Origin of the sequence: Bacillus thuringiensis, assembly GCF_022095615.2 — a bacterium.
Taxonomy (GTDB): Bacteria; Bacillota; Bacilli; order Bacillales; family Bacillaceae_G; genus Bacillus_A; species Bacillus_A cereus_AG.
On record NZ_CP155559.1, the window covers coordinates 1,310,657 to 1,337,636 of the forward strand.

Below are 26,980 nucleotides of genomic sequence, written 5' to 3' on the forward strand. Positions count from 1 at the left end.
ACACGGGAGAGGTTCGCGAACTCCCTCTATAAAAAACTATGGAAACAACAATATCTTTAGGTATTGTTTTGTTTTTTTATTGTGACAGTTCAAGAACGTTCTTTCTTCTTATTCGTAGTAGAGAAGGAGAATGAGTGAAATGAAAAAAGAAAAGGCAGTTGTTGTTTTCAGTGGAGGACAAGATAGTACGACATGTTTATTTTGGGCAATAGAGCAGTTTGCAGAAGTAGAGGCTGTAACGTTTAATTACAATCAACGTCATAAGCTAGAAATTGATTGTGCAGCGGAAATTGCAAAAGAGCTAGGAATTAAACATACGGTACTAGATATGAGTCTATTAAATCAACTTGCTCCAAATGCGTTAACGAGAACGGATATGGAGATTACACATGAAGAAGGTGAATTGCCATCGACGTTTGTAGATGGACGAAATTTACTATTCTTATCATTTGCTGCTGTATTAGCAAAACAAGTTGGGGCACGTCATATTGTAACGGGTGTATGTGAAACTGATTTTAGTGGTTATCCAGATTGCCGTGACGTGTTTGTGAAATCGTTAAACGTTACTTTAAATTTATCCATGGATTATCCGTTCGTAATTCATACACCACTTATGTGGATTGATAAAGCGGAAACATGGAAATTATCAGATGAACTGGGAGCATTCGAGTTTGTTCGAGAAAAAACATTAACATGTTATAACGGAATCATTGGTGATGGTTGCGGTGAATGTCCAGCATGTCAACTTCGTAAAGCAGGATTAGATACGTACCTACAAGAACGCGAAGGAGCGAGTAACTAATGGATAACTTCTTTGGATTTCGCATTGTAGAAAATTTGCAAAAAATGGACGAGGATATTCAGCGTAAACAGCTTAAATATCATAATAAAAGAGTAATGGTCAGCAAGGAATTTACATTTGATGCAGCACACCATTTACACTGTTATGAAGGGAAATGTAAAAACTTACATGGTCACACATATAAAGTTGTATTTGGGATTAGTGGATATGTGAATGAAATAGGTCTTGCAATTGACTTTGGAGATATAAAAGAAATTTGGAAGAATGAAATAGAAATTTATTTAGACCATCGTTATTTAAACGAAACGTTACCAGCAATGAATACGACGGCTGAAAACATGGTCGTTTGGATTTACGGAAAAATGGCAGAAGCATTAATAAAAGATAATCGTGCGAACGAATATAAAGGAGCTCGTGTTGAATTTGTTCGTCTTTTCGAGACGCCAACTAGTTATGCGGAAGTAAGACGGGAGTGGATGCTCGATGAGTAAAATCCCTGTCTTAGAAATATTTGGTCCGACTATTCAAGGTGAAGGAATGGTTGTGGGACAAAAGACGATGTTTATCCGTACAGCAGGTTGTGATTATAGCTGCGCATGGTGTGATTCTGCTTTTACGTGGGATGGATCGGCTAAGGATCAAATTAGACAGATGACAGCAGAGGACGTTTGGAACGAGCTTGTAGAGATTGGTGGCGAAAATTTTTCTCATGTTACGATTTCAGGTGGAAATCCAGCATTGTTGAAAAATATTGAGTTTCTTCTTTATATATTAAAAGAGAATGGAATGCGGACGGCAATCGAAACGCAAGGGAGTAAATGGCAAGATTGGTTACTTCAAATTGATGAGATAACGATTTCTCCAAAACCACCAAGTTCGACGATGAATACTGATTTTCAAAAGTTAGATGCTGTTATTCAGAAACTAGCAGGAAAAGATATTAGTTTAAAGGTAGTAGTATTTGACGATTATGACTTTGAGTATGCAGTTAAGATGCACGAACGTTATCCAGATGTTCCATTTTTCTTACAAGTAGGGAATGATGATACAAAAACTGTGGATGATTCGATGTTGATTAAAAAATTATTAGATAAATATGAGTGGCTTATTGAAAAAGCGGTTAACTGTAAAGAAATGAATAATGCAAAAGTATTGCCGCAGCTTCATGCGTTAGTATGGGGAAATAAACGCGGAGTATAATGAGAAGGGATGTTTAAAATGGCAGGAAGATTAGATGAAGATTTAAAAGATGTAACATTATTAGGAAATCAAAATACAAAATATTTATTTGAATATAGCCCAGAAATTTTAGAGGTATTTGATAATAATCATCCAAACCGTGATTATTTTGTGAAATTCAATTGCCCTGAATTTACAAGCTTATGCCCGAAAACAGGCCAACCAGATTTTGCGACGATTTATATTAGCTACATTCCAGAACAAAGAATGGTAGAGAGTAAATCTTTAAAGCTATATTTATTTAGTTTCCGCAATCACGGTGACTTCCACGAAGATTGTATGAACGTTATTATGAATGATTTAATTAAATTAATGGATCCACGTTATATTGAGGTATGGGGAAAATTCACACCACGTGGAGGGATTTCAATTGATCCTTACTGCAACTACGGTCGCCCAGGAACGAAGTATGAACAAATGGCAGACTACCGTATGATGAACCATGATTTATATCCAGAAACAATTGATAACCGTTAATATATAATAGAAAGAAAGGATCTGTATGACATACAGATCCTTTCTTTCTATTATATTATGCATTTTGATTAATGACAGTATAGTTTTTATGACTTACAACTGTAAGAGGTTCCATATCTAGTTCTCTAAAATTTTCCATAATTGTTATATCTACAATAACGGAGTTTTGATTTACTTTTTGAACACGGCCTTGCATTCCACCTTTAAATTCAATGATATCTCCAGTTTCTGCGATCTGCATAAGCAACTCTCCTTGTTACAGTTTTCCCAAAAAAGAATAATTTTGGTTTTTTTATTTCCTCTTATTTTGAACCATATTGTCCATTTTGTAAATGTTTCCAAAGTAAAAATTCGAAAAATATTCACATTTTGTAAGAAAATATGCAAGAACTCCATGTTAATAGAAAAAAAGAGCGGTTCAAATGCGGATATCTTCATATAGGGGTATAATAAAAATATACAATAACCTACTAAAGTGGGAGAAATTAGAGGCGGTAAAATGATGTTTGAATTTGCGGGGAGTGTTATAGCATTAATTTTATTTGTATTTTCTTATATAAATTTAAAAAAGATTCGTCATTATGAAACGACTACATATTTTGATGGGATGGATGGTATACATGCTGGGGTCACAAATGAGAGTGGCGGGGATATGTAAAGGTGTATAACTTTCTTTTTTTGCGTGGTATGATATTTAAAAATAGTACATAATAGAGTTCGTAAGTGATGAATGGAGAGTGGAAAGAATGAAGATTTCTTTTATTCGTCATGGTCGCTTAGATCGTACTATAGAACCAATGACGGTTACATCCTTTCATGAATGGATGAAAGGATATGACTTACATACTATAACAGAAAAAGCACCTATACCAATGGAAACAAAGGAAGCGGTTGAAGCAACAAAATTGATTGTAACGAGTGATCAAAAGTGTGCTATACAATCAGCAGCTGAATTAATGGATTCTTTATCTTTTATGCAAAATTCTCTTTTTAGGGAAGCTGAAATTCCGACGAGTTTTTATGCTCCAATATGGTTGAAATGTAAACCTAACGTATGGATGTTTATCGGACGAACGTTATGGATACTTGGTTACCGTAAAGATGTTGAATCTTATAAGGAAGTAAGAGAGAGGGCAAGGCAAGCGGCTTACTTATTACACCGTTACGCTCTCGTACATGGAAGTATTGCTCTTGTAGGTCATAATTACATTAATGCAATGATTGGTGCGGAACTGAGAGCGATGGGATGGTCTGGTACGCCTATTTTGCACAGAGAGCCATGGGGATGTACAACTTATACATTCCACGAGGCGATGAATGGAAATATATTGAATACGAATTTAACATAAAAGCACACGATTTATATAAATCGTGTGCTTTCTTTTTAAGATATAGAAACTTTGATGTTTAATGTTTTTACGAGATGTGCATAAGGTTCGCCTACGAGCATAACGATTTGATCTTTTTTATAACCTAGTTTTTCGTATAGTGAATAGGCACGTTTGTTTTCTAAATTAACAAGTAATGCGATTTTTTCATACACCTTTTCAGTTGCATAGATTTCAGCAGCTTCAATTAATTTAGAACCGATTCCTTTTCCGCCATATGCACTTGAGACCGATAATGTATCAATGTAATATTCATCAAGCTCAGCTTCTTTTTCTAATGTAATCGATTCATCTTTATGTAATTCTCTTAAGTGACGTACAATTGGTGCATCAAGCCTTGTAGCTTCACTACCGTGATAAGCGACAATAATTCCAATCGCAATTCCGTCTTGTTCATATACAAAACAGTTTTCGTAGCTCAGTCGATTTCCCTCTTTTGAGAACCATGTTTCAAGTCCTAGTAATACTTCTGCCTCAACAGTGCTACCTGTGATTTTTTCAGCAATTTCGTGCAGAGCGTTATATAATAAAGGCGCAATTGCCATCGCATCTGTCTTTTTTGCTTTCCGAATCATAGTATCCCTCCTAGTTCTATTTATATATTGTAGCATAGTGGTATGGAACTTTGCATTGTTGTATGTCGAAATGTTTGATATAGAGAAGTAGCTATGTTAGTATATGATATTTAGTGGACATATAGTAAAGCGATATCGTTTGCGAAATAATTAAAATGAAATGAAGGTATAGCACCTGGATAATTTTACAGTTGTTGACCTATAGAATATACGATAAAATAAAATATTGCATAGAGGTGAAATACATGGACGAACAATTAGCAAATACAATTTTGGATCAGCTGAAAAATGGTGAAATAAAGGAGTATGTTGCAACAAAAGATGTATTTTATACGTTTAGGAAAGTTGTAGTAGGGCGGGAAGATTTTAAACATATTATTGGGAACGCACAGCGCGGCGGACAAGTAATTTATACATATTCAGAAACGCCACGTTCGTAACTAGAAGAATATAGGGGGAGGAGAATTATGGGCGATTTTAAACAAGGCATATTACCACATTGGGATTATATGTGGAAAGATAGAGCTGGAAATCGGTTTATGGGGATGGTTATGTACCCAGAGAAAAGAAAGTGTTCGGCAAACATGCTTCAGAAAATAAAAAGAGCATATGAAGAGGCTATAGAAATTAAAGTAACTGTACAAGTTCAACATACATATCAGTACGTAGAAGGAATGATTGTGTACTTTGATGAAGAAGCTCCTGTATGTACGATGATTGATAAAGATGAAAATCCACATCATATATTTGTAAAAGATATTTTGCGTATTAAGCACTCTGAATAATCTTTTCATAAATAAATTGAATTTCCATAATAATAATCTTTTTCTATAATAGTTATCTTTTAGTATGTAACGCGAACCGAAAGTATATGTATAATATTTAATAAAGTAAAATTGATAAATGTAATCGTTTTTTAGAACAGATTATCGTTTCATGTCTGTTCTTTTTTGCGTGATGCTGGAGAAATATATTCCTCCAGCATTTGCCGTTTTATGACAAAATATATTGGTAACTTTTTTAAAAATAAGGTTAAATTCGTTGACAACTTTTTTGAAAAGCACTTTATTGACATGAGTTTTAGAATGTTGTTTCATAGTCATTGTATTGAAAAAAATCGACTGTCTTGTCGAAAAGTAAAATTTAAAAAAAGAAAGAATTTATACATATATCTTGTGTCTTATTTTGAAACGTAATACAATATATAGAGAAATCAAGAAACAACATACAGAGAGTATAGATTGGAGAGGGAGGGTCGGAAATGATAGTTGCATATGATTCTATGACAGGAAACGTGAAGCGTTTCATTCACAAATTAAATATGCCGGCCGTTCAAATTGGTGAAGATCTAGTAATAGATGAAGACTTTGTTTTAATTACGTATACAACAGGTTTTGGCAATGTACCAGAACGTGTTTTAGAATTTTTAGAGCGCAATAATGAAAAATTAAAAGGCGTATCTGCAAGCGGCAATCGTAACTGGGGAGACATGTTCGGTGCAAGTGCTGACAAAATTTCTGCTAAATATGAAGTGCCTATTGTATCAAAATTTGAGTTATCAGGAACAAATAACGATGTAGAATATTTTAAGGAAAGGGTGCGGGAGATTGCGACACATTGAACTGAATAATGAAATCACGCAAATGCAGGACGGTTTTTATCAGCTTCATAAAGATAAAGAGGCATTGGAAGTCTTTATGGAAGAAGCTAGAGAGAATACCGTTCCTTTTAATAGCGTGGCAGAGCGAATGGAGTATATGAAAGAACATGATTACTATTACAATGTTCTGGACGAGTATAGCTTGGAGGAAGTAGAAGAAGTATATAACATCGCTTATGGTGAAAACTTCGAGTTCCAATCTTATATGGCAGCATCTAAGTTCTACAAAGATTATGCGTTAAAAACAAATGATCAAAAACAATACTTAGAAAGCTATGAAGATCGTGTAGCAATTGTGTCATTATACTTAGGACGCGGTGATGTTGCGAAGGCAAAACAGTTCGCGAGCATGATTGTAAAACAAAACTACCAACCAGCGACACCAACCTTTTTAAATGCGGGAAGAAGCAGAAGAGGAGAAATGGTGTCTTGTTTCTTGTTAGAGATGGACGATAGCTTAAATTCAATCGGCTTTAACATTAATACTGCAATGCAATTATCAAAAATCGGCGGGGGAGTAGCTTTAAACTTATCTAAGCTACGCGCACGCGGTGAGCAAATTAAAGGTATCGACAACGCTGCAAGTGGTGTAGTACCTGTTATGAAATTACTTGAAGATTCGTTTTCATATGCGAATCAGCTTGGGCAACGAAAAGGTGCCGGCGCAGTATACTTAAACATTTTCCATTGGGATATTATTGAATTCCTTGATACAAAAAAAATAAATGCCGATGAGAAGAGCCGTATTCAGTCTCTATCGATCGGAATTATCGTTCCAAGTAAGTTCTTCGAGCTTGCTGAGAAAAACGAACCTTTCCATGTTTTCGCGCCTTATACAGTGTATAAAGAATACGGAAAGCATTTAGATGATATTGATATCGATGAAATGTACGATGAATTAATGAGCAATCCGAAAGTGAAGAAGAAGCCGCTAGATATTAGTGCACGTGATATGCTTATTAAAATTGCTATGATTCAGCTTGAGTCTGGTTACCCGTACTTAATGTTCAAATCAAATGCAAATAACCAACATCCACTGAAGGATATTGGAACTGTGAAGATGTCGAACTTGTGTTAAATATGTAGCACCTTCTAGTAGAAATGCTAGTCGAAAACTCCGTTAAACGGGGAAAGCCTCAAATTTGAGGTAACCTACCGTGCTAAATCTTATCTTAGAATGAAAATATAAAAGTTCAGAATGTATCTTATTATTTTGTATAGCAGAGTTATTGAACAACATAAAGTAATAAGAGACTTTCTGAAAAATCAAGATAAGTAAAAGCCTAACGACTATCCCTTATGGGAGTAGAGCGCAAGCGATTGGCGTTCGAAAAGCGGAGCACCTAATCAGGTAATGCTGTAGGTGATGATATAGTCTGTCCTGTATGGTGACATACAGCAGTTGCATGAGCAACGGACTGAGGAGTAGCGAACTCGGTTGAACATTAGAGACAGAAATCTTCCAGCTTCAAGAAACTTCTGAAATAAATGATTACGGTACAGATGACATTATCCGTCGTGATATTAACTGTAACTTAGGATCGTTAAATATCGTAAATGTAATGGAAAATAAAGAAATTCGTGAAGCAGTTCATGCGGGAATGGAAGCTTTAACAGCTGTTTCTGATATGACAATCATTCCGAATGCACCGACTGTGAAAAAAGCTAATGATGAGCTTCATTCAGTTGGACTTGGCGCAATGAACTTACATGGATATTTATCAAAAAACAAAATCGCATATGAAAGTGCAGAAGCGAAAGAGTTCGCTCGTACATTCTTTATGATGTTAAATTACTACTCTATTGAGAAAAGTATGGAAATCGCTAAAGAAAAAGGCGAAACATTTAAAGACTTCGATAAGTCAGATTATGCGAACGGCACATACTTTGAAAAGTATGAAACGACAGATTATAGCCCAGTAACTGAAAAAGTTCAGCAACTATTTGAAGGAATTCGTATTCCGACAAAAGAAGATTGGACAAGTTTAAAAGAGCAAGTACAGAAGAATGGTTTATACAACTCATATCGTCTCGCAATTGCTCCGACACAATCGATCAGTTACGTTCAAAATGCAACTTCAAGCGTAATGCCGATCGTAAGTCAAATTGAGTCAAGAACGTATGCGAATGCGACAACATATTATCCAATGCCGTATTTATCAAAAGATACGTTCTGGTACTATAAATCGTCTTACGATATGAATCAGTTTAAATTAATTGATTTAATCGCAGAAATTCAAGAACATATTGACCAAGGAATTAGTACAATTCTTTACGTTAACAGTGATATTTCAACACGTGAATTAGCACGTTACTACATCTATGCACATAAAAAAGGCTTAAAGAGTCTGTATTATACGAGAACACGTAAATTAAGCGTGGAAGAGTGCGTGGCTTGTACCGTTTAATATAAAAAGTGAGACAACATGAGCAGGGTTTTCTGAACCCTGCTCATGCTTAGTTATCAATTTTTCATGTTTATTTAGAGAAGGGGCGATTGAATGCGTGCGGTAAACTGGAATAAAAAAGAAGATGATTTTAGTTTAATGTTTTGGAAGCAAAACATCGCTCAGTTTTGGACAGAAGAAGAAATCGCGGTATCTTCTGACAAAAATACTTGGGCACAATTATCAAAAGAAGAGCAGGTTGCTTATAAGCGTGTATTAGGTGGGTTAACACTTTTAGATACGAAACAAGGTGGCGAAGGGATGCCACTTGTACTTGTTCATCTTGAAAATTTACAAGCGAAAAGTGTATTAGCTTTCATGGGAGCTATGGAAGAAGTACATGCGAAGAGTTACAGTCATATTTTCACAACGTTAGCTACTGAAGAAGAAATTGATGATATTTTTGAATGGGTAGACAATCATCCATTACTTGAGAAAAAAGCTGGTATTGTTACTAGTTACTATCGTCGTTTATTAAAGCCTGAAGTAACGAAAAAAGAGTTATACATGGCAATGGTAGCAAGTGTATTCTTAGAAAGTTACTTATTCTATAGTGGATTCTTCTACCCACTTTACTTAGCAGGTCAAGGTAAATTGACGGCAAGTGGTGAGATTATTAACCTAATAATTCGTGATGAGTCAATTCACGGCGTATTCGTCGGTATTTTAGCACAACAACTCTTCGCAGAACTTTCTGCAGAGGATCAACAAGAAGTGCAAAAAGAAACACAAGAGTTATTAATGGAACTATATGAAATTGAAATGGCATACACAGAAGAAATTTACACTTCTATCGGTCTTGTAGAGGATGTAAATCGTTTCGTTCGTTACAATGCGAATAAAGGGCTTATGAACTTAGGACTTGAGCCGAAGTTTGAAGAAGAAGAAATTAACCCGATCGTTTTAAATGGTTTACGTACAGATACGAAAAACCATGATTTCTTCTCGGTAAAAGGAAATGGTTACGTAAAAGCAACGAACGTTGAAAAGTTAGCTGACGATGATTTCGTGTTTAATTTTTAATATATTCTTATAAAGAAAAGCTGTCTTATCAATGAATAAGACAGCTTTTCTTTATGATTTTGTTTACATAACACTATTATTTTCATATAACGACTTTTGTTTAAAAGTTCTATTCAGTTAATGGATAGAACTTTTTTGTAATTAAATGGGTATTTACAAACTTTTTGTATCAGTGTATTATTTAACTAGTACACCGATACAAAAGGAGGGAAGAAATGAAAATAGAGTTTTCTCCAAATACACCAATTTACATTCAGGTAATGGAATACATAAAAAAAGAAATCGTAACAGGACATTTATTGCCTGGTGATAAAATTCCCTCCGTACGTGAATTAGCGAGTGAATTACAAGTGAATCCGAATACGATTCAGCGTACATTTCAAGAGCTAGAACGGGATGGAGTTGTTGTAACACGTAGAGGAATGGGACGATATGTAACGAATGAAGGGGAGAAAATTATGGAGCTGCGAAAAGAGATGGCGAAAGAATTACTTCATTCTTTTATAGATGGAATGGACAATTTAGGTTTTTCAGAAGAAGAAATTCTTACAATCCTTCGTTCTTCATTACATGAGAAGAGGGAGGAGAGCGAATGACAGAGCTATTAAAAATAGAAAACTTATGGAAGAGATACGGGTTAAAAGCAGTAATCCGTGAATTAAACATAGAGGTTACAGAAGGGAAAATCGTTGGGCTTGTTGGAGATAACGGGAGCGGGAAAACGACGTTATTGAAAATGATTGCCGGTCTGCAGCATCCTTCCGAAGGGAGTATTACAATCGCTGGTAAACAGGTCGGATTAGAAACGAAAGAAATTGTTTCCTTTATGTCGGATAAACCAGTATTTGATGATTGGATGATGGTAAAAGATTCTTTATTTTTCTATCGAGATTTTTATAAAGACTTCGACATTCAAAAAGCGGTAGATACGATTGCGGAATTTAAAATACCGTTAGAAGAAAGAATTACAGCTTTATCAAAAGGTATGGTTGAAAAGCTACAAATTATTTTAACCTTTTCAAGGAAAGCGAAGTTATACGTACTAGATGAACCACTAGGCGGAATTGATCTTGTTTCTAGAGAACACGTATTGAATCTCATTCTACAATTTTATCGAGAAGATTGTACGATACTAATCTCGACTCACTTAATAAATGAAGTTGAAAATATTTTTGATGAAGTAATCTTTTTAAAAGATGGGGAAATTGTATTGTATGAAAATGTAGAAGAGTTACGTTTTCAGAGAGGAAAAGCTGTTACAGAGGTGTTTAAGGAGGTGTTTAGTAGATGAAGCCGAGCTTAATATATATGTACAATATAAATAAAAAGCAAATAATTATTTCTTTGTTATCATTTATATTCGTTGTCGCTGTAGCTTTCGTAAGTTTGGGGAATTATATTAAGCAAGAATCAGGAGAAGTAAGACAAACAATTATAGTTAGTTTCGTTATTCTAGTATATATAACCTTTTTAGCAATGATAGTTATTCAGTCGGTGTCTGCATTTGGAAAAATGACTGAAAGTACATTATTTCGGTTAACATCGATATCTGGCAAAAAGATTGTTTTAGCAATATTGTTATACGCTGTAATTTATTTACTTATTTTCGAATTAATAGGTTCTATTTTTTTATATGGTATTTCTATGAAAATAATAAAAGGTACAGAGCTCTATGAAGTATTATTTACTCAAAGTGTATTCAATCCACTAAAGCATCTCTTTAGTACTATGTTATATGTATTTAATTTATCTAGCATATTGCTAGTATTACTTTTTTCAGTAGCAAGCGTTAAAGTGTTTTCTTTGAAAAAGAAGAAGTTAAAATATCCAATTGTATTTTTCTTGTTTTTACTAGTAACAAAATTATTAGGTACTATATATGAAATGCTAGGAGGACTTGCACCTACATCTGCTTTTATTACAAAGTTAGTGTATATAGATGAATCATCAGAAGCAAATGTATTTCTCTATCCAGAAAAACTTATGAATTTATATAGTATTGCTTTTTCAATCGGTATATTTGTTTTACTTGTTCATATAACAGGTCGCATAATCGATAAAAAACTAGAAGTCTAAAGGAGGAATCAGCATTGGGAAACGTAGTAGTAAAATTAGAAAATGTTCGAAAAAAGATTGGTGGAACGGAAATTATTCGTGGTTTATCATTTGAAGTTCGTGAAGGGGAAGTGTACGGGTTTCTTGGACCGAACGGTAGCGGTAAGACGACGACGATCCGCATGATGACAGGTCTTATTTCAATGACAGAAGGCGATATTACAATTTGTGGTCATAGTATTCGCTCGGAGCGTGAAAAGGCACTAGAGCAAATTGGAGCGATTGTAGAAAATCCTGAACTATATGATTATATGACAGGAATGCAAAACTTAAAGCATTTTGCGAACATGGCAATTACACCAATTAGTAAAGAGCGCATTGCTGAAATTGTAAAACTTGTTGAATTAGAGCATGCGATTCATAAAAAGGTGAAAACATATTCACTTGGTATGAAACAACGTTTAGGAATTGCACAGGCATTACTTCATCAGCCGAAAATTTTAATTTTAGATGAACCGACAAATGGATTAGACCCAGCTGGTATTCGCCAAATTCGTGATTATTTACAACGTTTAGCGAAAGAAGAGAATATTGCTGTAATCGTATCAAGTCACTTATTAAGTGAAATTGAACTCATGTGTGATCGCGTCGTTATTATTAAACAAGGTGAGTTTGTACAAGAGTACAACTTACATGAAGAAGCGAAACATGATGAGGCAGTAGGTGTAGCGTTTGAAGTAGATGAAATTCAGAAAGCAAATGAAATCATTAAAGGTAAGGCGCAAGGAAATATCATTGTAGTATCTATAACGAAAGAAGAAATTCCACAGCTTGTAAAAAGACTTGTAAATAACGATGTGCTTGTATACGGAGTTACTGTTCAAAATAAAACGTTAGAGGATGAGTTCTTAGCGATTACAGGGGGAGTGAAAGCGTAATGTTTAAATTAATTCAAAATGAATTTTTAAAGTTACATGCGAAAAAAGGTATGTACATTTTAATTGGTGTCATTGCAGTATTGGAGATTTTGGGAGTTTTAGCGATGCTGAAATGGGGAGACGGGAGTGAATTTAAAGGATCATATTTAGATTTTGCAAGTTCAGAGATTGGTTTAATTACTTTGTTTGCAACAATTTTTGGGATTACGATTGCTTCTCGTATGATTACTGATGAGTTCCAAAAAGGTACAATTAAGCAGTTATTAATCCGTCCAAGAAAACGAATTACAGTTTTATTCTCTAAATATATTACAGTGTTACTTACTATAGTAGGTATCATATTTGCTAGCACTTTAATTGCAATGATTATTGGCGGAATTGTAATGGATGGTAGTAAAACAGAATTAACGGTAGGAATCGTAATGAAATCTACTTTATATCAAGTACTTTCACCGTTCTTCTTTGCGACACTTGCATTTTTCTTAGCGAACGTATTTAGAAAGTCTGTATTACCATTAATTATTACGATGTTCCTCTTCTTCTTACAAGGACCAATTAATATGGTACTGATGATGTTTGCAAAAGGTGTAGCGAAATTTGTAGTGTTTTTCCATTTGAATTTAAGTGTGTACGATAGTAATAAACTAGTAAGTGGTGGAACGGAACCAACATTTACAGAGTTTACATTTACAACTTCATTATTACTTGTAGCTGCATACTTTGTTGTATTACTTGTAGCATCAAGTGCATTATTCCAAAAACGTGACGTATTATAATAAAAGAAATCCCCGCTTGTAAAAACGGGGATTTTTATTACATAGCTTTCTCATAGATTTCAATTGAAAGAAAAGAATGATTACTATATATGTTGTTCAAAAATGATTGAGACAAACAGGAAGAATTTCAACTATATTCATATTATAATTTAGTTATCACACCATTTATTTTACTATCTTTGGGGGTGTTCTATATGCACTATGCATTTTCACGTATAAGACTACGTAGTTTTTTTGGATGGATGATTATAGGGTTGTTCCTTACGATGATCCCATTAGATCTAGCAAATGTTTCTGAGAATACGATGGAAGTTATTTCACAAATAACTTTATTTTTTGTATTTCCGTTATTTTGGTTATACGTAAAAACAAATAAAAACAATGTTGTATTTAACAGTTTTTTTGATAAGCCAGGACGTTTACCGTGGGGATTAATTGTATTAGCAACGATAATGGGAATGATTTTTTCTGTCGGTATATCTCATATTCAATTTTACATATTAGCACATACGTTACCGAATTTCTTAATTACTATGTTAGAAGACGGAAACGTTATTAATACAAGTAACATATATATGACGATATTTACTTTCATTTCAGCATGTGTATTAGCACCTATTATGGAAGAGGTTATTTTTAGGGGATTCTTTTTACAGCGAATGGCTTATAAATGGGGAATTAAAAAAGCTATAATCATATCTTCACTTATTTTTGGTTTAGGACATTTTGATGTTATTGGTGCATTTATGTTTGGTGTTGTTATGTGTCTTTTATACATAAAGACGAAAAATATATGGACGAATATCGCTGTACATGCTCTAAATAATTTAATTGCAACAAGTATGCAATTTGTAGGTGGAGAAGAGAGCGGTGCAATTTCAATTCCTGAATTACAAGCACAAAGTAATTTATGGATCGGTATTGGTCTTACAGTTGTTGGGTTACTTTGGTTAATTCCTTACGTTTGGAAACAATGGCGTACAGTAAAAGAAGTGGGTGTGCCACCAGTGCGCTTCATAAATGAGGAAAAAGTAGTGAGTGCATCACAAGAAAATGAAGTGTATAGTCAAGTGATCGTAACAGATAGATTGATGGCCGTAGAACTACCAGATGAGGCTGTAAATAAGCTTCGGTTAGAAGAAAATGATTATGTAACAGTATCTGTAGAAGAAGATAAAATTGTTATAAAGAAAGCGCATGATAGATAATTAAAAAGTAGCTCTTAGGAGCTACTTTTTAATTTGTAATAATTTCTACACGAAAATTATTACCGTTCTTTACATATTTAATATCTGTAACAGTGCGGACTGTTTTTAAAATTTCCACTTTTTCACCAATTCGAGGGATAGTCGGAACATTGTCCCAAATGCCAAGCAAGTCATCTAATTGTGCCGTTTTTTCATAAAACCAGATTTTCAATGTAAAGCCCCTTTCTCGAACTTTATGTATTTTAATACATAATATATTATTTTTATTCTTATTGTAAGGGGTTTTTTTTATTTTATGAATAAAAATAAATTAATCTTCTGGGAAGATGTGTTCAATATCAGGAGTAAGAGATACTTCTGATAATACGATATGAGAAACAGTCGTTGCATATGAGGAAACATCATTGATAAAATCTTCAAGTTCAACGAGTGAAGGAACAGAAATTTTTACAATGTAGCATAAGCTGCCTGTTACTCGGTAACAAAAACTTGCAGATGGATAAGACTGAATAAACTGCTGCATACGTGTTGTATCACCATTTTTTAAAGTGATTTCTAAAATACAATCTAAAACAAGTCCTGCTTTTTTATAATCGATATCGATTGTATATTTTTGAATAACGCCTTCACTTTCAAGTTTGCGAACACGTTCTGCAGTAGACGGAGCAGATAAGTTTACTCGTTTCGCCAATTCACGCATGGAAAGGCGACTATCATTATATAATTCATTTAAAATTTTTCGATCGACACGGTCTAGTTGCATTTGTAAATATACCTCCAGTAAAATAATGATTTTTGTAAAGGAAAAATGTAAATTAAGATTCATATGAAATGTAAAGTGAACTTTATTTATTTTACAATAAAACGGAAGGAAATAGGAGGGGAAATGATGGAGAGAATTTCATTATCAAATGTAGGAGTTACAAAGTTTCAAAAGTTATTAGGGCATAATCCAGATCTATTACATTCATGGAGTATGGTAGAGAATACACTGTATAGTAAAGGAACTCTGTCGGCAGAGTTGAAGGAGCAAGTAAGAAGAACATTAGCGTACGGGAATGAATGTCCGTACTGTATGGCAAAGGGAAGGCCCGATGATATGCAAAAGGTAGAAGAAATGAGTGTCGCAGTTACTTTTGCACATATATTTGTTCATGATAAAAAGGCAATAGATGATAATATGTTTCATGTATTGAAACAATATTGGACAGAAAAAGAAATTGTAGAGCTTTGCGCTTATATTTGTTTTATCACTGCGTCGCAACAACTTGGTTTTTTGTTTCAATTACAGCCGAATGAAGGAGAAAATGATGACTAATCAAATAGCGCTTATCATAATTGATGTACAAAAGGCGTTTCAATTACCATACTGGGGCGAGAGAAATAATCTTTTTGCTGAAGAAAACATGAGAATGTTATTAGAACAATGGAGAAAAAGGAAACGACCAGTTTTTCATATTCAACATGTAAATAAAGAAAATGCACAGTCGATGTTTTATGAGGGAGCGGAAACGGTAAACTTTAAAGAAGAAGTGCAGCCACTACCAGGTGAAGTGATTATTCAGAAATCTGTTAACAGCGCGTTCATTGGGACAAATTTAGAAGAGCAATTAAGAGAGAAGAAATGTCATACGGTAGTGGTTGTAGGATTAACGACAAATCATTGTGTGGAGACTACGACACGAATGGCAGGAAATTTAGGATTTACAACGTATTTAGTGAGTGATGCGACGGCTACTTTTAACCGTAAAGGTCTAGATGGTAAAGATTATAGTGCAGAAGACATTCACAATATGACACTTGTAAATTTATATGAAGAGTTTGCTGCGATTGTGACGACAAAAGAAGTGTTAAAATTATTTTAAGAAAATAATTGCGATTTATGTAGAAAAAAATAAGAATATTTCGTATAATCTAAGTACAATCATTTTGAAATAGGGGTGGCATCATATGGAGCAAATTCCGGTAAAGAGAATAGAAGAAGTACTTGTTATAGCAGGGGACGATAAACAGAAGCAAAAGGAATTTTATGAATTGCTCTTATCTACTGAGTTTTATGTTGCTGGTTCACTAGAAGCAGAGAACGGAGCAACAGAAGGAATACTTCGTTTGCGTCACTTCCAAGGAGAGGATAGATGGATCGTTCCGTTCTTTACACAAATGGAATTTGTAAAAGACGTGTTGCCAGAAGGAACACCCCTTATTACGATACGTGGGAAAGAGTTATTTGGTAGCATTGAGAAAGATGCTACAGCCGTATTAAATGTTGGTACTGATAGAAGTAAGACATTTATTCCAGAAGAAATTGCAGATATCGCATCTGGACGAATTTTTAATTACTATAAGTAAAAGGAAAAGCGGAATCGCTTTTCCTTTTTAATTTGAATATGGAGTGGCTACGCCAGAAGAAATAGAGAGTGTTTTATTATTTGTACTTATGGTTGCTGTAGTTCCAAGAGGAATCCCGATGTTTGGACTTATATGCCCAATCGGTAAGCCGAATAGAACAGGTATATGATATGGTGCGAAATATTCATATAATATTGTTTGTAATGATTGAGATGGTTTAGAAGGCGTGCAGTCGTGACAACTTGTAAAAATAACACCGCTACATTCATTAAACTTTCCAGATAAAAGTAGCTGATTTAACATACGATCAACACGATACGGTTCTTCCCCAATGTCTTCAAGCAACAAAAGTTTATTCGCCGTATTTATCTCATAGGATGAACCAACTATACTCGTTAACACAGCTAAATTTCCTCCCGCTAATGTGCCTGTAACTGTACAGGAAGAGGTAGGTACGATACATTCTGAAGCAGATAAGATGGTAGAATACGGATGAAATAGTTGATTGAAAGAAGATAAAGAGAGAGAATCTACACCTTTTCCTAATTCTTCCACCATTGGACCGTGAAAAGTAACGAGCTTTGCATAACGTGAAAAGGCAGTATGTAAAGCTGTAATATCGCTATATCCCCAAAAGATTTTTGGGTTTTGCCTAATGATTTCATATTGAATGTGAGGGAGGAGACGAGCACTCCCGTAACCACCTCGTGCACAGAAAATGGCCTTTACTTCATGATTTGAAAATGCTTCATGTATATCATCGAGACGAACTTGATCACTTCCAGCTAAATATCCATATTTCTCATAAACACTTTTCCCGATTACTACAGATAAACCCATTTCTTGTAATAGGTTTACACCTTTTAATACATTTTCAATTGTTGGTGGACCGGATGGTGCAATAATCATTACTGTATCACCTTGTTGTAACGCATTTGGATATATCATCGCTTTCAGCCTCCTTCACTTTCAATATATTCGCTTCCTATGAAGTTCAACCCTTGTAAAAGAAGGGTAAAGTTTGTCAAATAAAGAAGATATAAGGGGAATAGGAGGAGAAATGATGTTTACAAGTCGCGTAATAGATCTATTACAAATTAAGTATCCCATTATTCAAGCAGGTATGGCAGGTGCTATTACGACGCCTGAGCTTGTTGCAGCTGTAAGTAATAGCGGAGGACTAGGAACGCTTGGAGCAGGCTATATGAGCCCTGAGCAAATTCGTGAAGCGATTTATAAAATAAGGGAACGAACTGATAAGCCTTTCGGTGTTAATTTACTGTTAACGAAAGAGGTACAGATAGAAGAAGAGAAAGTAAACTTGGCAAAGGTATTACTTAGCGGAGTGAATAGAGAATTCGGTATAGGGGAAGAAGAGACGATAAAGCTTCCCAAAAGCTATAAAGAACAATTACAAGTGTTAATAGAAGAAAACGTACCAGCCGTTAGCTTTGCATTTCAAACGTTAGAAAAAGAAGAAATAGATGACTTAAAAAGAAGAGGAATAAAAGTCATCGGAACAGCTACTCATGTGAGAGAGGCGAGGGTACTTGCTGAATTAGGAGTAGACATTATTGTTGGTCAAGGTAGCGAGGCAGGAGGGCATAGAGGAACGTTTATTGGGAAAGAACAGGACGCTATGATTGGGACGTTTGCATTAATTCCACAGTTAGTAGCAGCAGTCCCGCATATCCCAATTGTTGCAGCAGGTGGTGTAATGAACGGACAAGGGCTTGTTGCGGCATTTACACTGGGGGCAGAAGCTGTTCAAATGGGATCAGCCTTTTTAACGAGTGAAGAAAGTATTACGCATGATGTGTATAAAGAAGCAGTTTTACGTAGTACAGATACGAGTACAACTGTGACCCGTGCGTTTTCCGGGAAATATGCGCGAGGTATTCGTAATGAATTTATAGAGAGACATGAAGGGAAAGAAGAAGGGCTTCCAATGTATCCAGTGCAAAATGTATTAACCTCTAAAATACGCCAAGAAGCAGCAAAACAAAATAAAGGAGAATACATGTCGCTTTGGGCAGGGCAAGCGTCATCGTTAGCACGAATAGAATCAGCTCAGCATGTAGTGGAGCGAGTTATGAAAGAAGCAGAGAACGTAATCGAACAATTACAACATATATATAGAAAAAGACCACTTGAATAATTCAAGCGGTCTTTTCATTAGTTTGCTTTATAAAATTGTTGGATGGCTTCATCGATATAAACCCAGCCTTTCCAACCTAAGTGCATATGATCTTTTAAGAAGTATTTATCATATTCATGATTTGAGAAGTCGGCAATTGGATAGCCAGCTTTCTCAATTTGCTCATGAACTTTCTTGTAGTACAACTCGCGACGTTCTTTCGGGAAGCCAGCGTAATCGTACCAAGGACCTTTTACAGGAACAGAAATGAAGAGTGGTTTTGCACCAGATTGTTTTAATAAATCAAGCACAATTTGTAAATCTTCATATTCTGGCGATTGATCATAAGCATCATTTTTTAAGTAGCCTTCACGTTGCTTTAATTTCTTCTTGATTTTGCTGTTGAAGTAATCATCTTCGATACCATATTCGTTAGAACCTGATTCTACTGCACCCGTTTGATCTGCATGTTTACGAGCCTCGTCCCAATTCATTTGTTTTAATGAAGGGTCAAGTTTTTCTTTATGCGGTTTAATATCAAACATTGCTGTAAATAAATCTTTACGATCTAAAATGTTACGATAAATATAAGCGAAAGGTTTAGCAGCAAGTGCTTTTACTTTATGCTTTGTATCATCATAAACGATGCCTTCAAGCGAAATTTTTAATAAAGTTTCTTTTTTGACAATCTCAAAGTTTAATAAACGTTTTGCAATTTGCTTTTTCATTTCAGGCTTTAAGTCATCATTGAAAAGCAAGTGATAGCCTTGTTGTTTTGAAAAGTTAGGTGCAAAGTGTGTTTCATCAATACCTTGTGGTACAAACCATTGAGGAGAAAGAACGAATACCATTTTCTTATCCTTCAATTGATCCATTGTAGATGCAAAGTTTAACACATGTACAAGGTCTTGTGTTCCTCCGCGTCCAAGTAGGAATGGTGTGAACCCTTCAGGCTTTACTTTGAAATAATTTGATGGATGGAAAGCATCCATACGTGCGAATTCCGATGAACCGTACATCGGAAGGTATTTCGGGTCTGCTAACATCTTTTGCTGTAATATCATACTTTGAATCTTTTCTTCTTTTAAAGAAGTGGCAGCTTGTTCTACTTTTTCATCACTTAAAAGTGGAAGTAGGAAGCGCGTTGGAATAAGTAAGAATACAGCAAAAAGGGCCAATGCTAAAAGCATCGGACCAAATTTTGCTTTGTTCATCGGATTTCTTCCAACTTCTTAATAACCATGTTTGGTGTAGCCCACTCGTCACGGTCAAAATCAGAAATAGAAACTTCAATATCTAAACGCTCTTGGAATTCAACTAATAAAGATACTACAGCGAAAGAATCAAGAATACCTTCTTCAAATAATTGAACATCTAAGTTTTCTTTCACAATATCGTTTTCACATACTTCTTCTAAAATATCTAATACTTGCTCTTTGAATTCTGCCATTTTTAAAATCTCCTTTATATCCGAAATATATTATATGTGCAACTTCTTACTAGTATAAGAAGGGTGCATTAAAAGTATCTGTTAAGGTGTCCAGAGAAAATGAGGAAACCGAAACATACAACGTGGAACGTAATTACAATCGCAAGGACGTGTGTAAATTTATTGTTTGGCCAAAACTTATGCTTCTTGTTTTTTCGCTCGAAAATATCGAATAAAATAAACAGTGCGGCATGATAGAGACCATAAATAACATACTGTGCAACAGCGCTTCCTTGGATGTGCCAAATCCCCATAATGAAGAAGTTTAAAAATGCACCGATATACGAAATTGTGTAACGGTTCTTAATTAACTTTTTCTTCGTTGCAAAAAAGACGAAACGCATGTAGATGAAATCACGGAACCAGAATGATAAACTCATGTGCCAGCGGTTCCAGAAGTCTTTAATATTACGACTAAGGAATGGCTTATTAAAGTTTTCTGGAGTTTTAATTCCCATCATGTAACTGATACCAATTACGAATGCACTATAACCTGCAAAGTCAAAGAATAATTGCATGCTAGTAGCATACATAAAAATCGCATTAGATAAAAGTGTATCTTGATTGGCGAATACTGCCTTTACAAGATATGTTGTTATCAAGTGCGCGATTATAAACTTATACAGAAAACCTTGGAAAATACGGTTAAGCCCTGTATATAGTAACTTTTGATATTCCTCAGCACTAGGTGGCTTTTGAATATCTTTTTGGAATCTACGGTAACGATCGATAGGCCCACTTGAAATCGCAGGGAAGAATAAAACAAACTCCCAGAAATTAAAGAAGGAAAGTTCTTTAATTAAATTATCACGAACTTCAAAGACCATCTGTACAGCTCTAAATGTTACGTAAGACATACCTGCGAAAACAATAAAATGTAATTCAGGTACAAATGGTGCGATTTTTGCCAAAATAAGTGGCAAAATCGATAAAATAACAGCTATACAAAACATGAATGTACTATTATTTTGTTTTCTTAAAATTAAATAGCCTTTAATTAGGGCATATTGCCAAATAATAAATGCGGCTAACATAATCGCTTGCTTCGGTTTATCCGAGAAGATAATAGCAATCATGACTAATGTTAAAACGGCATTATATTTACGCAACATTTTACCTTTTAATCCAGCTATGATAGTAGGTATTAATAAAATGCCCACTATAGCGAAAAAATAAAATGATCCATATGCGGTCATGCTGTAACCTCACTCAATAATTTTTTGCGATCTACCTTTCCATTTGGTGTCATAGGAATAGAAGATTGATACATGAATTTACGTGGAATCATGTAGTTTGGTAATCGCTCATTGAGTTCTTTTTTGATTGCAGATGTTAATTTGAATTCTTTTTCAAATGAATGTTCTCCAGGAACAACAACCGCTAATAAATAATCGTATTTTTCACCTTTTTTAATTGGAACGATAACTGCACCTTCTACGTAAGAACACGCACGAAGGTGATGCTCAATTTCTTCTAATTCCATTCGATAACCATGCAGCTTAATTTGGAAATCAAGACGACCATTATAGAATAGAAGACCATTTTCAACATAGCCAGCATCGCCTGTTTTATAGGCGCGCTCACCGTCAATCATAGTAAATGCTTTTTCTGTTAATTCAGGGCTTCCTAAATATCCAACGCTTACGCTTGGACCGACAATTACGATTTCACCTTTTTCACCATCAGGTGCAAGCGTACCATCTTCTTTCATAATAAGAAGGCGACAGTCTGATTTACAGTAGCCAACTGGAAGTGATTTGTATTGATCAAGCACTTCTTCTGTAACGTGAATACCTGTTACAGCGACAGTAGCTTCTGTTGGACCGTACGTATTCATAATTGTTGCTTTTGGGAAACGCTCAATTAATTTTCTAGCTACTTCATTTGGTAACACTTCACCGCAGAATAAGAATGTTTTCATATTCGGTAGCATACTCTCAGAGAAAGATGCTTCCATTAAACACATCTCTGCGAAAGAGGGTGTTGAAGTCCATACTTGTATATCCGATTGCTCTAAAGAAGCAAACAAGTCTTTTGGACGTGCAATCATATCTTTATCGATTGCCCAAAGTGTACCACCGGTTACTAATGATGGGTAAATATCCATGACAGATAAATCGAATGAGAAAGGTGCTTGGTTTAAGAATACTTGCCCTGTTTGTAAGTTGAAATCTTCTACAGCCCATTTTGTAAAGCTTACAAGGCAGTTATAAGTAATCTGAACCCCTTTCGGATTACCTGTGCTTCCTGATGTGTAAATAATGTAGAAGTTCTCATCACCTTTTACCGCATGTTCAGGATTTGGAGTGTTCCCTTTATGAGTAAAGAAAATATCTTTTAAGTTGTCTTCACTTACAATGCGAACTGGTAAATCAGTTACAGTTACTTCTGTTCCTGATAAAAGTAATTTCGCACCAGAATTTTCAGCGATACGTTGTACACGATCAGCTGGGATAGATAAATCTACAGGAATATAAGCATGTCCAGCTTTTACACAACCTAAAAAGTTAATAATCATTTCAGGTTGCATATGGCCATACACCATAATTGGTGAACGATCATCTGGATACTCAGAAGAAATCCAATGTGCTAACGCATCAGAATCTTCCTTTAATTGTTTGTACGTAATTTTCGCATCTCGCCAAACAAAAGCAGTTTGATCAGGCGTTTCAATAGCCCACTTTTCAATTTGTTCTAATAACTTCATAACGTTCCCACCCTAGAATTCATTGTAAATAAATGTACTTGTGTTTGTATCATGGAATCCATACAACCAAAGTAATGCAAATAAAATTGCAAGGTAATAAACCGTCTTTGCAACCCATTGTGTGAGTGGTTGAGACCATATCTCTTTTAATCTTTCCATGTCTTTCCCTCTCTTAATGAAATAATAGCTCTTTGTAGGTATCATGTCCTACATTATTGTGAAAAAAACAAAATCCCACATTTTAGGTAAAAATAAGTCAAAAGGCTCTTTTCTGATATTAGCACTAAATACTAAAAAAGAAAATCCCTAACTTAGCAATTATATTACATTCAGTATGAATTTGTAATGGGTTTGACATGTAAATAGGAAGTGGATTGTGTGAATGTATAAAAGTGGTCTGGGAGAATGTATAGAAATGTAATATTTGTTTGAGTTTTTCATAGTTAATATATGAATTGTTAAAGTTTCATAAGAGGAGGAATTTCTGATGAAGAGGATGTGGAAGGATCTCATTTCAGAAGAAAACATTATTAAATGGAGACAGCATTTTCATAAATATCCGGAATTATCATTTCATGAAAAAGAAACTTCACAATTTATATATGATACATTATGCTCATTTTCTTCTTTTGAAGTAACGAGACCGACGAAGTATAGTGTACTAGCAATTAAAAGAGGGACGGGACAAGGGAAAGTAGTTGCGATTCGAGCTGATATAGATGCTTTGCCAATTCAAGAGGAGACAAGGAAATCTTATACGTCTGTGAATAAAGGAATGATGCATGCATGTGGGCATGATGCTCATGCAGCTATTTTGTTAAGTACAGCAGAGGTGCTATCAAATATAAAGGAAGATTTTGTAGGTGAGATTCGTCTCTTCTTTCAGCATGCAGAAGAGGTGTATCCTGGCGGTGGACAAGAAATGGTTGAGGCAGGCGTGATGGATGGTGTTGATTATGTAATAGGTTTACATGTTATGTCAGGACTTGAGAGCGGGAAAATCGGAATTGCGTATGGGCCGATGATGGCGGCACCGGACGTATTTACAGTTGAAATTCAAGGGAAAGGAGGGCATGCGGCGAGGCCAGAAGAAACGATAGATCCTATTGCTATCGGAGCACAGATTATTACAAATTTACAACATATCGTATCAAGAAATACAAGTGCTTTCATGCAAAGAGTTGTTTCAGTCACGCAGTTTCATGGGGGAATGGCTGATAATATTATTCCTAGTGCAGCAACTTTGATGGGAACTGTGCGCTCTTTTAATCAAGCGTTAAGGATAGAAGCAGAAGAGAAAATTGAGCAAATCGTGAAAGGAATTACAAAGGCACATGGAGGAAAGTATACATATACGTACCGATATGGATATGATCCGGTTATTAATGATGAATATATTACGAAAGTGGTAGAAGAAAGTGCACTACATTTGTTTGGGAATGAGCGTGTTGTGAAGCTGGAACCTTCTATGGGAGGAGAAGATTTTTCAGCATATTTAAGAAAGGCACCGGGTTGCTTCATTAAATTGGGGACGGGGAATGAAAAGGTAGATACTTGTTATCCGCATCATCATCCAAAATTTGATGTAGATGAATCAGCTTTAATTTATGGAGTGGAATTATTTCTAGAGACGGCGATAAGACTACTAAAATCATAGAAAAGTATAAAAAAAGGCAACTGCGCTCTATCGCAGTTGCTTTTATTTCTTTCCGTCAGAGAGGGCTGAGAAAGAACTATGCTCATTTATAGTATATGAATAGCTAACGGACAAGCTTGTACATTTTAATCATTTTTTTAAAAATATTTATTGACATTGATAATCACTGTCAATTAATCTAAGGGTAGTTGAAATTGATAATTATTATCAATAGGATGGATGAGACATGTTAATGAGAAAAAAATTTCACCTTCTGCGAAGGGGATTAAAAGATAAAAATAAAGATGTTGATCAGCATATGGAATGGCAACGAAATATAATTCGTTCTGAATATGTAGATGAGAAGAGTACGCTTCCAACAGAAAAAGAGATCCAAGGTAAAAGGAGAGATTCAGTTGAGTAAGTTAGTAATGATTTTTGCAAGTATGAGTGGAAATACAGAGGAAATGGCCGATCATATTGCGGGTGCAATTCGTGAAACAGAAAATGAAATTGAAGTTATCGATATTATGGATTCACCAGAAGCTTCTATACTAGAACAGTATGATGGAATTATTTTAGGTGCTTACACTTGGGGAGATGGTGACCTTCCTGATGATTTCTTAGATTTTTATGATGCAATGGATTCTATTGATTTAACCGGGAAAAAAGCAGCAGTATTCGGATCATGTGATTCGGCTTATCCGAAATACGGCGTGGCGGTTGACATTTTAATAGAAAAGCTACAAGAGCGCGGAGCTGCAGTTGTGTTAGAAGGACTAAAAGTAGAATTAACGCCAGAAGATGAAGATGTAGAAAAATGTTTACAGTTTGGAGCTGAATTTGTAAAACACCTTTCTTAATGGCAGAAGGGAGATGAAGAGCAAGTGCATGAGAAAATCGCAATCAAAACGATGACAGATTATCATTTGTATGATTTTATGCGTTGTCCGCATAAATTTTATTTCCGTCATATAAAAAGAAGAGAACCTTCTTCATTTGAATGGCAACAAATCGCACAAATGATTGTGAATCGAATTATTAATGAATATTACACACTACCTGCGGGCCAACAAACGAAAATCGTACTTTTAATATTAATAGAAAAGTATTGGAAAAAAGTAAGGGTTAATATGTTTGCTTCAAAGACGGAGTATTATATTGTGTTAGCGAAGTTAACGGATCACTTATTACAGTTTGTTGAAAGAGATGATAGTCAGACACCGCCGTTATTTTTATATGAAAAATTTCAAACATATATGGAAGAGTTAGGTGTCCACATGTCATTGACATTAGAAGTTGGTGAGTGGAGTACTGAGTCGTTTGTAATTAAAAAGTATGTTGTCGATGCGGATGAGGGAATGCTTGCTCTTTGCCAAAAGTTAATGACAGTATTCAGTTATAAAGCTTTCGGAATTCTTCCCGGAAAAATTGAAGTTATTAATTTAATAGAAGGAACTAAGTATGAGTACATTCCGAAACAGGAAGATGTTATAACTGGAATGGCTGATTTATCTAGAATGAAAGAAATGTTGCAACAACCTGAGCATTATACAGAGCGTCATTTTCGTTCTGAGTGTATGAGTTGTGCGTTTCGTAGGGAATGCCAGGGGGAAGAAGTAAAGAAAGAAGCGAAGCAGAAGAAAAATATCGTACATTAAAGGATGCAACTTTGCATCCTTTTTTATTATTGACATGAAAAGCTTTTCATCATTTACCGTATATTTGTAGCAGATTTTAATAAAGTGAAACTTTAATCAGTGGGGGGGTTCTTCATCCCCACTGATTATTAGTTGAACCAATCGGACTTTTATGGGCAGTTGATCCCCCGCCTAACTTCTTTGCTTTCGTTGAATTTGGAGGTGGGGGTCTTACTGCCCATTAAAGCGGGATAAAGGGAGGAATAATCAATGAACGATGAAACGAAAGTATTTCAATGGTTAAAAGAACAGAATGCTCCTTTTGGAATTCAACTGCAAATTTTACAAGCATTTCAACTGTATCAAGTCATTGTTGAAATGGATAAAAAGTTAATGATGTATGAGGAGAGAGAATATCGGAAGAGAATGTAATC

36 protein-coding genes, 1 pseudogene and 1 riboswitch are annotated in these 26,980 nt (G+C 35.0%); of the genes and pseudogenes, 27 read left to right on the forward strand and 10 right to left on the reverse strand.

Annotated elements, in window-relative coordinates; all coding sequences use genetic code 11:
- Nucleotides 1–2 precede the first annotated feature (2 nt).
- A riboswitch (PreQ1 riboswitch) is annotated at nucleotides 3–46 on the forward strand.
- 93 nt (nucleotides 47–139) lie between these two features.
- The 4 genes from queC to queF are packed head-to-tail and all read left to right on the forward strand — an operon-like array spanning nucleotide 140 to nucleotide 2,518.
- Nucleotides 140–802 carry a 7-cyano-7-deazaguanine synthase QueC gene (queC, locus tag KZZ19_RS06730; RefSeq protein ID WP_000711596.1) on the forward strand — a complete coding sequence of 221 codons (663 nt, stop codon included), beginning with the start codon at nucleotides 140–142 and terminating at the stop codon, nucleotides 800–802.
- Nucleotides 802–1,293 carry a 6-carboxytetrahydropterin synthase QueD gene (gene queD, locus KZZ19_RS06735; RefSeq protein ID WP_237979938.1) on the forward strand — a complete coding sequence of 164 codons (492 nt, stop codon included), beginning with the start codon at nucleotides 802–804 and terminating at the stop codon, nucleotides 1,291–1,293. Before queC ends, queD begins: the two co-directional genes overlap by 1 nt.
- The gene (gene queE / locus KZZ19_RS06740) at nucleotides 1,286–2,002 is read left to right on the forward strand and encodes a 7-carboxy-7-deazaguanine synthase QueE (protein ID WP_237979939.1); all 717 of its coding nucleotides are present in this window, start codon (nucleotides 1,286–1,288) and stop codon (nucleotides 2,000–2,002) included. The genes queD and queE overlap by 8 nt, the downstream gene beginning before the upstream one ends.
- Before the next feature lie 18 nt (nucleotides 2,003–2,020).
- A complete protein-coding gene (gene queF, locus KZZ19_RS06745) occupies nucleotides 2,021–2,518 on the forward strand; it encodes a preQ(1) synthase (RefSeq protein ID WP_000918895.1) in 498 nt (165 codons plus the stop codon).
- Between the two features lie 55 nt (nucleotides 2,519–2,573).
- Here queF and KZZ19_RS06750 read toward each other — a convergent pair whose 3' ends face one another.
- A complete protein-coding gene (locus KZZ19_RS06750) occupies nucleotides 2,574–2,759 on the reverse strand; it encodes a YkvS family protein (protein WP_001165081.1) in 186 nt (61 codons plus the stop codon).
- 234 nt (nucleotides 2,760–2,993) lie between these two features.
- Here KZZ19_RS06750 and KZZ19_RS06755 point away from each other — a divergent pair, with 234 nt between their 5' ends.
- On the forward strand, nucleotides 2,994–3,176 hold the full coding sequence (locus tag KZZ19_RS06755; RefSeq protein ID WP_237979941.1) for a hypothetical protein: 183 nt from the start codon (nucleotides 2,994–2,996) through the stop codon (nucleotides 3,174–3,176).
- A gap of 88 nt (nucleotides 3,177–3,264) precedes the next feature.
- Nucleotides 3,265–3,867, forward strand: a complete 603-nt coding sequence (locus KZZ19_RS06760; protein ID WP_237979943.1) for a histidine phosphatase family protein — start codon at nucleotides 3,265–3,267, stop codon at nucleotides 3,865–3,867.
- Nucleotides 3,868–3,902: 35 nt separating this feature from the next.
- On the opposite strand, the gene KZZ19_RS06765 is transcribed toward KZZ19_RS06760, so the two are convergent.
- A complete protein-coding gene (locus KZZ19_RS06765) occupies nucleotides 3,903–4,481 on the reverse strand; it encodes a GNAT family N-acetyltransferase (RefSeq protein WP_088095662.1) in 579 nt (192 codons plus the stop codon).
- 245 nt (nucleotides 4,482–4,726) lie between these two features.
- Here KZZ19_RS06765 and KZZ19_RS06770 point away from each other — a divergent pair, with 245 nt between their 5' ends.
- From KZZ19_RS06770 to KZZ19_RS06825, 12 genes and pseudogenes are all read left to right on the forward strand, one after another.
- Nucleotides 4,727–4,921 (forward strand): hypothetical protein, encoded by a 195-nt coding sequence (locus tag KZZ19_RS06770; protein WP_000344283.1) that lies wholly within the window; start codon nucleotides 4,727–4,729, stop codon nucleotides 4,919–4,921.
- Between the two features lie 27 nt (nucleotides 4,922–4,948).
- Nucleotides 4,949–5,266, forward strand: coding sequence for a hypothetical protein (locus tag KZZ19_RS06775; RefSeq protein WP_088095663.1), 318 nt, complete (start codon nucleotides 4,949–4,951; stop codon nucleotides 5,264–5,266).
- A gap of 476 nt (nucleotides 5,267–5,742) precedes the next feature.
- On the forward strand, nucleotides 5,743–6,102 hold the full coding sequence (gene nrdI / locus KZZ19_RS06780; protein WP_000634376.1) for a class Ib ribonucleoside-diphosphate reductase assembly flavoprotein NrdI: 360 nt from the start codon (nucleotides 5,743–5,745) through the stop codon (nucleotides 6,100–6,102).
- Nucleotides 6,089–7,216, forward strand: a pseudogene (locus KZZ19_RS06785) (ribonucleotide reductase N-terminal alpha domain-containing protein); the annotation flags it as partial. The gene nrdI and the pseudogene KZZ19_RS06785, both read left to right, overlap by 14 nt.
- Before the next feature lie 382 nt (nucleotides 7,217–7,598).
- Nucleotides 7,599–8,549, forward strand: a complete 951-nt coding sequence (locus KZZ19_RS06790; RefSeq protein WP_308015623.1) for a ribonucleotide reductase — start codon at nucleotides 7,599–7,601, stop codon at nucleotides 8,547–8,549.
- Between the two features lie 93 nt (nucleotides 8,550–8,642).
- On the forward strand, nucleotides 8,643–9,611 hold the full coding sequence (gene nrdF / locus KZZ19_RS06795) for a class 1b ribonucleoside-diphosphate reductase subunit beta (RefSeq protein WP_087979898.1): 969 nt from the start codon (nucleotides 8,643–8,645) through the stop codon (nucleotides 9,609–9,611).
- Between the two features lie 215 nt (nucleotides 9,612–9,826).
- Entirely contained in the window at nucleotides 9,827–10,207 is a 381-nt protein-coding gene (locus KZZ19_RS06800; protein ID WP_000687513.1) for a GntR family transcriptional regulator, read from the forward strand.
- Nucleotides 10,204–10,902, forward strand: coding sequence for an ABC transporter ATP-binding protein (locus KZZ19_RS06805; RefSeq protein ID WP_237979944.1), 699 nt, complete (start codon nucleotides 10,204–10,206; stop codon nucleotides 10,900–10,902). The genes KZZ19_RS06800 and KZZ19_RS06805 overlap by 4 nt, the downstream gene beginning before the upstream one ends.
- Complete coding sequence (locus KZZ19_RS06810) at nucleotides 10,899–11,687, forward strand: ABC transporter permease (protein WP_237979945.1); 789 nt, start codon at nucleotides 10,899–10,901, stop codon at nucleotides 11,685–11,687. Before KZZ19_RS06805 ends, KZZ19_RS06810 begins: the two co-directional genes overlap by 4 nt.
- Nucleotides 11,688–11,701: 14 nt before the next feature.
- Nucleotides 11,702–12,604, forward strand: a complete 903-nt coding sequence (locus KZZ19_RS06815) for an ABC transporter ATP-binding protein (protein ID WP_237979946.1) — start codon at nucleotides 11,702–11,704, stop codon at nucleotides 12,602–12,604.
- Nucleotides 12,604–13,380: an ABC transporter permease gene (locus tag KZZ19_RS06820; protein WP_237979947.1), complete on the forward strand. Its 777-nt coding sequence runs from the start codon at nucleotides 12,604–12,606 to the stop codon at nucleotides 13,378–13,380. The genes KZZ19_RS06815 and KZZ19_RS06820 overlap by 1 nt, the downstream gene beginning before the upstream one ends.
- Before the next feature lie 194 nt (nucleotides 13,381–13,574).
- Nucleotides 13,575–14,588, forward strand: coding sequence for a CPBP family intramembrane glutamic endopeptidase (locus KZZ19_RS06825; RefSeq protein WP_237979948.1), 1,014 nt, complete (start codon nucleotides 13,575–13,577; stop codon nucleotides 14,586–14,588).
- Between the two features lie 28 nt (nucleotides 14,589–14,616).
- On the opposite strand, the gene KZZ19_RS06830 is transcribed toward KZZ19_RS06825, so the two are convergent.
- The gene (locus tag KZZ19_RS06830; protein ID WP_000707107.1) at nucleotides 14,617–14,799 is read right to left on the reverse strand and encodes a DUF3913 family protein; all 183 of its coding nucleotides are present in this window, start codon (nucleotides 14,797–14,799) and stop codon (nucleotides 14,617–14,619) included.
- Nucleotides 14,800–14,898: 99 nt separating this feature from the next.
- Entirely contained in the window at nucleotides 14,899–15,351 is a 453-nt protein-coding gene (locus KZZ19_RS06835; RefSeq protein ID WP_001175492.1) for an Lrp/AsnC family transcriptional regulator, read from the reverse strand.
- 63 nt (nucleotides 15,352–15,414) lie between these two features.
- Here KZZ19_RS06835 and KZZ19_RS06840 point away from each other — a divergent pair, with 63 nt between their 5' ends.
- The 3 genes from KZZ19_RS06840 to KZZ19_RS06850 all read left to right on the forward strand — a co-directional run bounded on the left by KZZ19_RS06840 (nucleotide 15,415) and on the right by KZZ19_RS06850 (nucleotide 16,937).
- Nucleotides 15,415–15,906, forward strand: coding sequence for a carboxymuconolactone decarboxylase family protein (locus KZZ19_RS06840; protein ID WP_237979949.1), 492 nt, complete (start codon nucleotides 15,415–15,417; stop codon nucleotides 15,904–15,906).
- Complete coding sequence (locus tag KZZ19_RS06845) at nucleotides 15,899–16,453, forward strand: cysteine hydrolase family protein (protein WP_237979950.1); 555 nt, start codon at nucleotides 15,899–15,901, stop codon at nucleotides 16,451–16,453. The genes KZZ19_RS06840 and KZZ19_RS06845 overlap by 8 nt, the downstream gene beginning before the upstream one ends.
- Before the next feature lie 85 nt (nucleotides 16,454–16,538).
- The gene (locus KZZ19_RS06850; RefSeq protein WP_237979951.1) at nucleotides 16,539–16,937 is read left to right on the forward strand and encodes an SseB family protein; all 399 of its coding nucleotides are present in this window, start codon (nucleotides 16,539–16,541) and stop codon (nucleotides 16,935–16,937) included.
- A 27-nt stretch (nucleotides 16,938–16,964) separates the two neighbouring features.
- Here the strand turns inward: KZZ19_RS06850 and KZZ19_RS06855 are convergent, their stop codons facing one another.
- The gene (locus tag KZZ19_RS06855) at nucleotides 16,965–17,885 is read right to left on the reverse strand and encodes a S66 peptidase family protein (RefSeq protein WP_237979952.1); all 921 of its coding nucleotides are present in this window, start codon (nucleotides 17,883–17,885) and stop codon (nucleotides 16,965–16,967) included.
- A gap of 115 nt (nucleotides 17,886–18,000) precedes the next feature.
- Here KZZ19_RS06855 and KZZ19_RS06860 point away from each other — a divergent pair, with 115 nt between their 5' ends.
- Entirely contained in the window at nucleotides 18,001–19,095 is a 1,095-nt protein-coding gene (locus tag KZZ19_RS06860; RefSeq protein ID WP_237979953.1) for an NAD(P)H-dependent flavin oxidoreductase, read from the forward strand.
- A gap of 17 nt (nucleotides 19,096–19,112) precedes the next feature.
- On the opposite strand, the gene dltD is transcribed toward KZZ19_RS06860, so the two are convergent.
- From dltD to KZZ19_RS06885, 5 genes are all read right to left on the reverse strand, one after another.
- Nucleotides 19,113–20,288 carry a D-alanyl-lipoteichoic acid biosynthesis protein DltD gene (gene dltD / locus KZZ19_RS06865; RefSeq protein ID WP_001030275.1) on the reverse strand — a complete coding sequence of 392 codons (1,176 nt, stop codon included), beginning with the start codon at nucleotides 20,286–20,288 and terminating at the stop codon, nucleotides 19,113–19,115.
- Nucleotides 20,285–20,524 (reverse strand): D-alanine--poly(phosphoribitol) ligase subunit DltC, encoded by a 240-nt coding sequence (gene dltC / locus KZZ19_RS06870; RefSeq protein ID WP_000807310.1) that lies wholly within the window; start codon nucleotides 20,522–20,524, stop codon nucleotides 20,285–20,287. The genes dltD and dltC overlap by 4 nt, the downstream gene beginning before the upstream one ends.
- A gap of 68 nt (nucleotides 20,525–20,592) precedes the next feature.
- On the reverse strand, nucleotides 20,593–21,759 hold the full coding sequence (gene dltB / locus KZZ19_RS06875) for a D-alanyl-lipoteichoic acid biosynthesis protein DltB (protein ID WP_000127922.1): 1,167 nt from the start codon (nucleotides 21,757–21,759) through the stop codon (nucleotides 20,593–20,595).
- Nucleotides 21,756–23,270 carry a D-alanine--poly(phosphoribitol) ligase subunit DltA gene (dltA, locus tag KZZ19_RS06880; RefSeq protein ID WP_000770526.1) on the reverse strand — a complete coding sequence of 505 codons (1,515 nt, stop codon included), beginning with the start codon at nucleotides 23,268–23,270 and terminating at the stop codon, nucleotides 21,756–21,758. The genes dltB and dltA overlap by 4 nt, the downstream gene beginning before the upstream one ends.
- Nucleotides 23,271–23,282: 12 nt before the next feature.
- Complete coding sequence (locus KZZ19_RS06885) at nucleotides 23,283–23,429, reverse strand: teichoic acid D-Ala incorporation-associated protein DltX (protein ID WP_002011626.1); 147 nt, start codon at nucleotides 23,427–23,429, stop codon at nucleotides 23,283–23,285.
- A gap of 328 nt (nucleotides 23,430–23,757) precedes the next feature.
- On the opposite strand from KZZ19_RS06885, the gene amaA reads away from it, so the two are divergent.
- The 5 genes from amaA to KZZ19_RS06910 all read left to right on the forward strand — a co-directional run bounded on the left by amaA (nucleotide 23,758) and on the right by KZZ19_RS06910 (nucleotide 26,978).
- Complete coding sequence (gene amaA / locus KZZ19_RS06890; protein ID WP_237979954.1) at nucleotides 23,758–24,927, forward strand: N-acyl-aliphatic-L-amino acid amidohydrolase; 1,170 nt, start codon at nucleotides 23,758–23,760, stop codon at nucleotides 24,925–24,927.
- Nucleotides 24,928–25,153: 226 nt separating this feature from the next.
- A complete protein-coding gene (locus KZZ19_RS06895) occupies nucleotides 25,154–25,330 on the forward strand; it encodes a hypothetical protein (protein WP_237979956.1) in 177 nt (58 codons plus the stop codon).
- A complete protein-coding gene (locus tag KZZ19_RS06900) occupies nucleotides 25,323–25,769 on the forward strand; it encodes a flavodoxin (RefSeq protein WP_000041146.1) in 447 nt (148 codons plus the stop codon). Before KZZ19_RS06895 ends, KZZ19_RS06900 begins: the two co-directional genes overlap by 8 nt.
- 24 nt (nucleotides 25,770–25,793) lie before the next feature.
- The gene (locus tag KZZ19_RS06905; protein ID WP_237979957.1) at nucleotides 25,794–26,567 is read left to right on the forward strand and encodes a hypothetical protein; all 774 of its coding nucleotides are present in this window, start codon (nucleotides 25,794–25,796) and stop codon (nucleotides 26,565–26,567) included.
- Nucleotides 26,568–26,816: 249 nt separating this feature from the next.
- Nucleotides 26,817–26,978: a hypothetical protein gene (locus KZZ19_RS06910; protein ID WP_237979958.1), complete on the forward strand. Its 162-nt coding sequence runs from the start codon at nucleotides 26,817–26,819 to the stop codon at nucleotides 26,976–26,978.
- Nucleotides 26,979–26,980 lie beyond the last annotated feature (2 nt).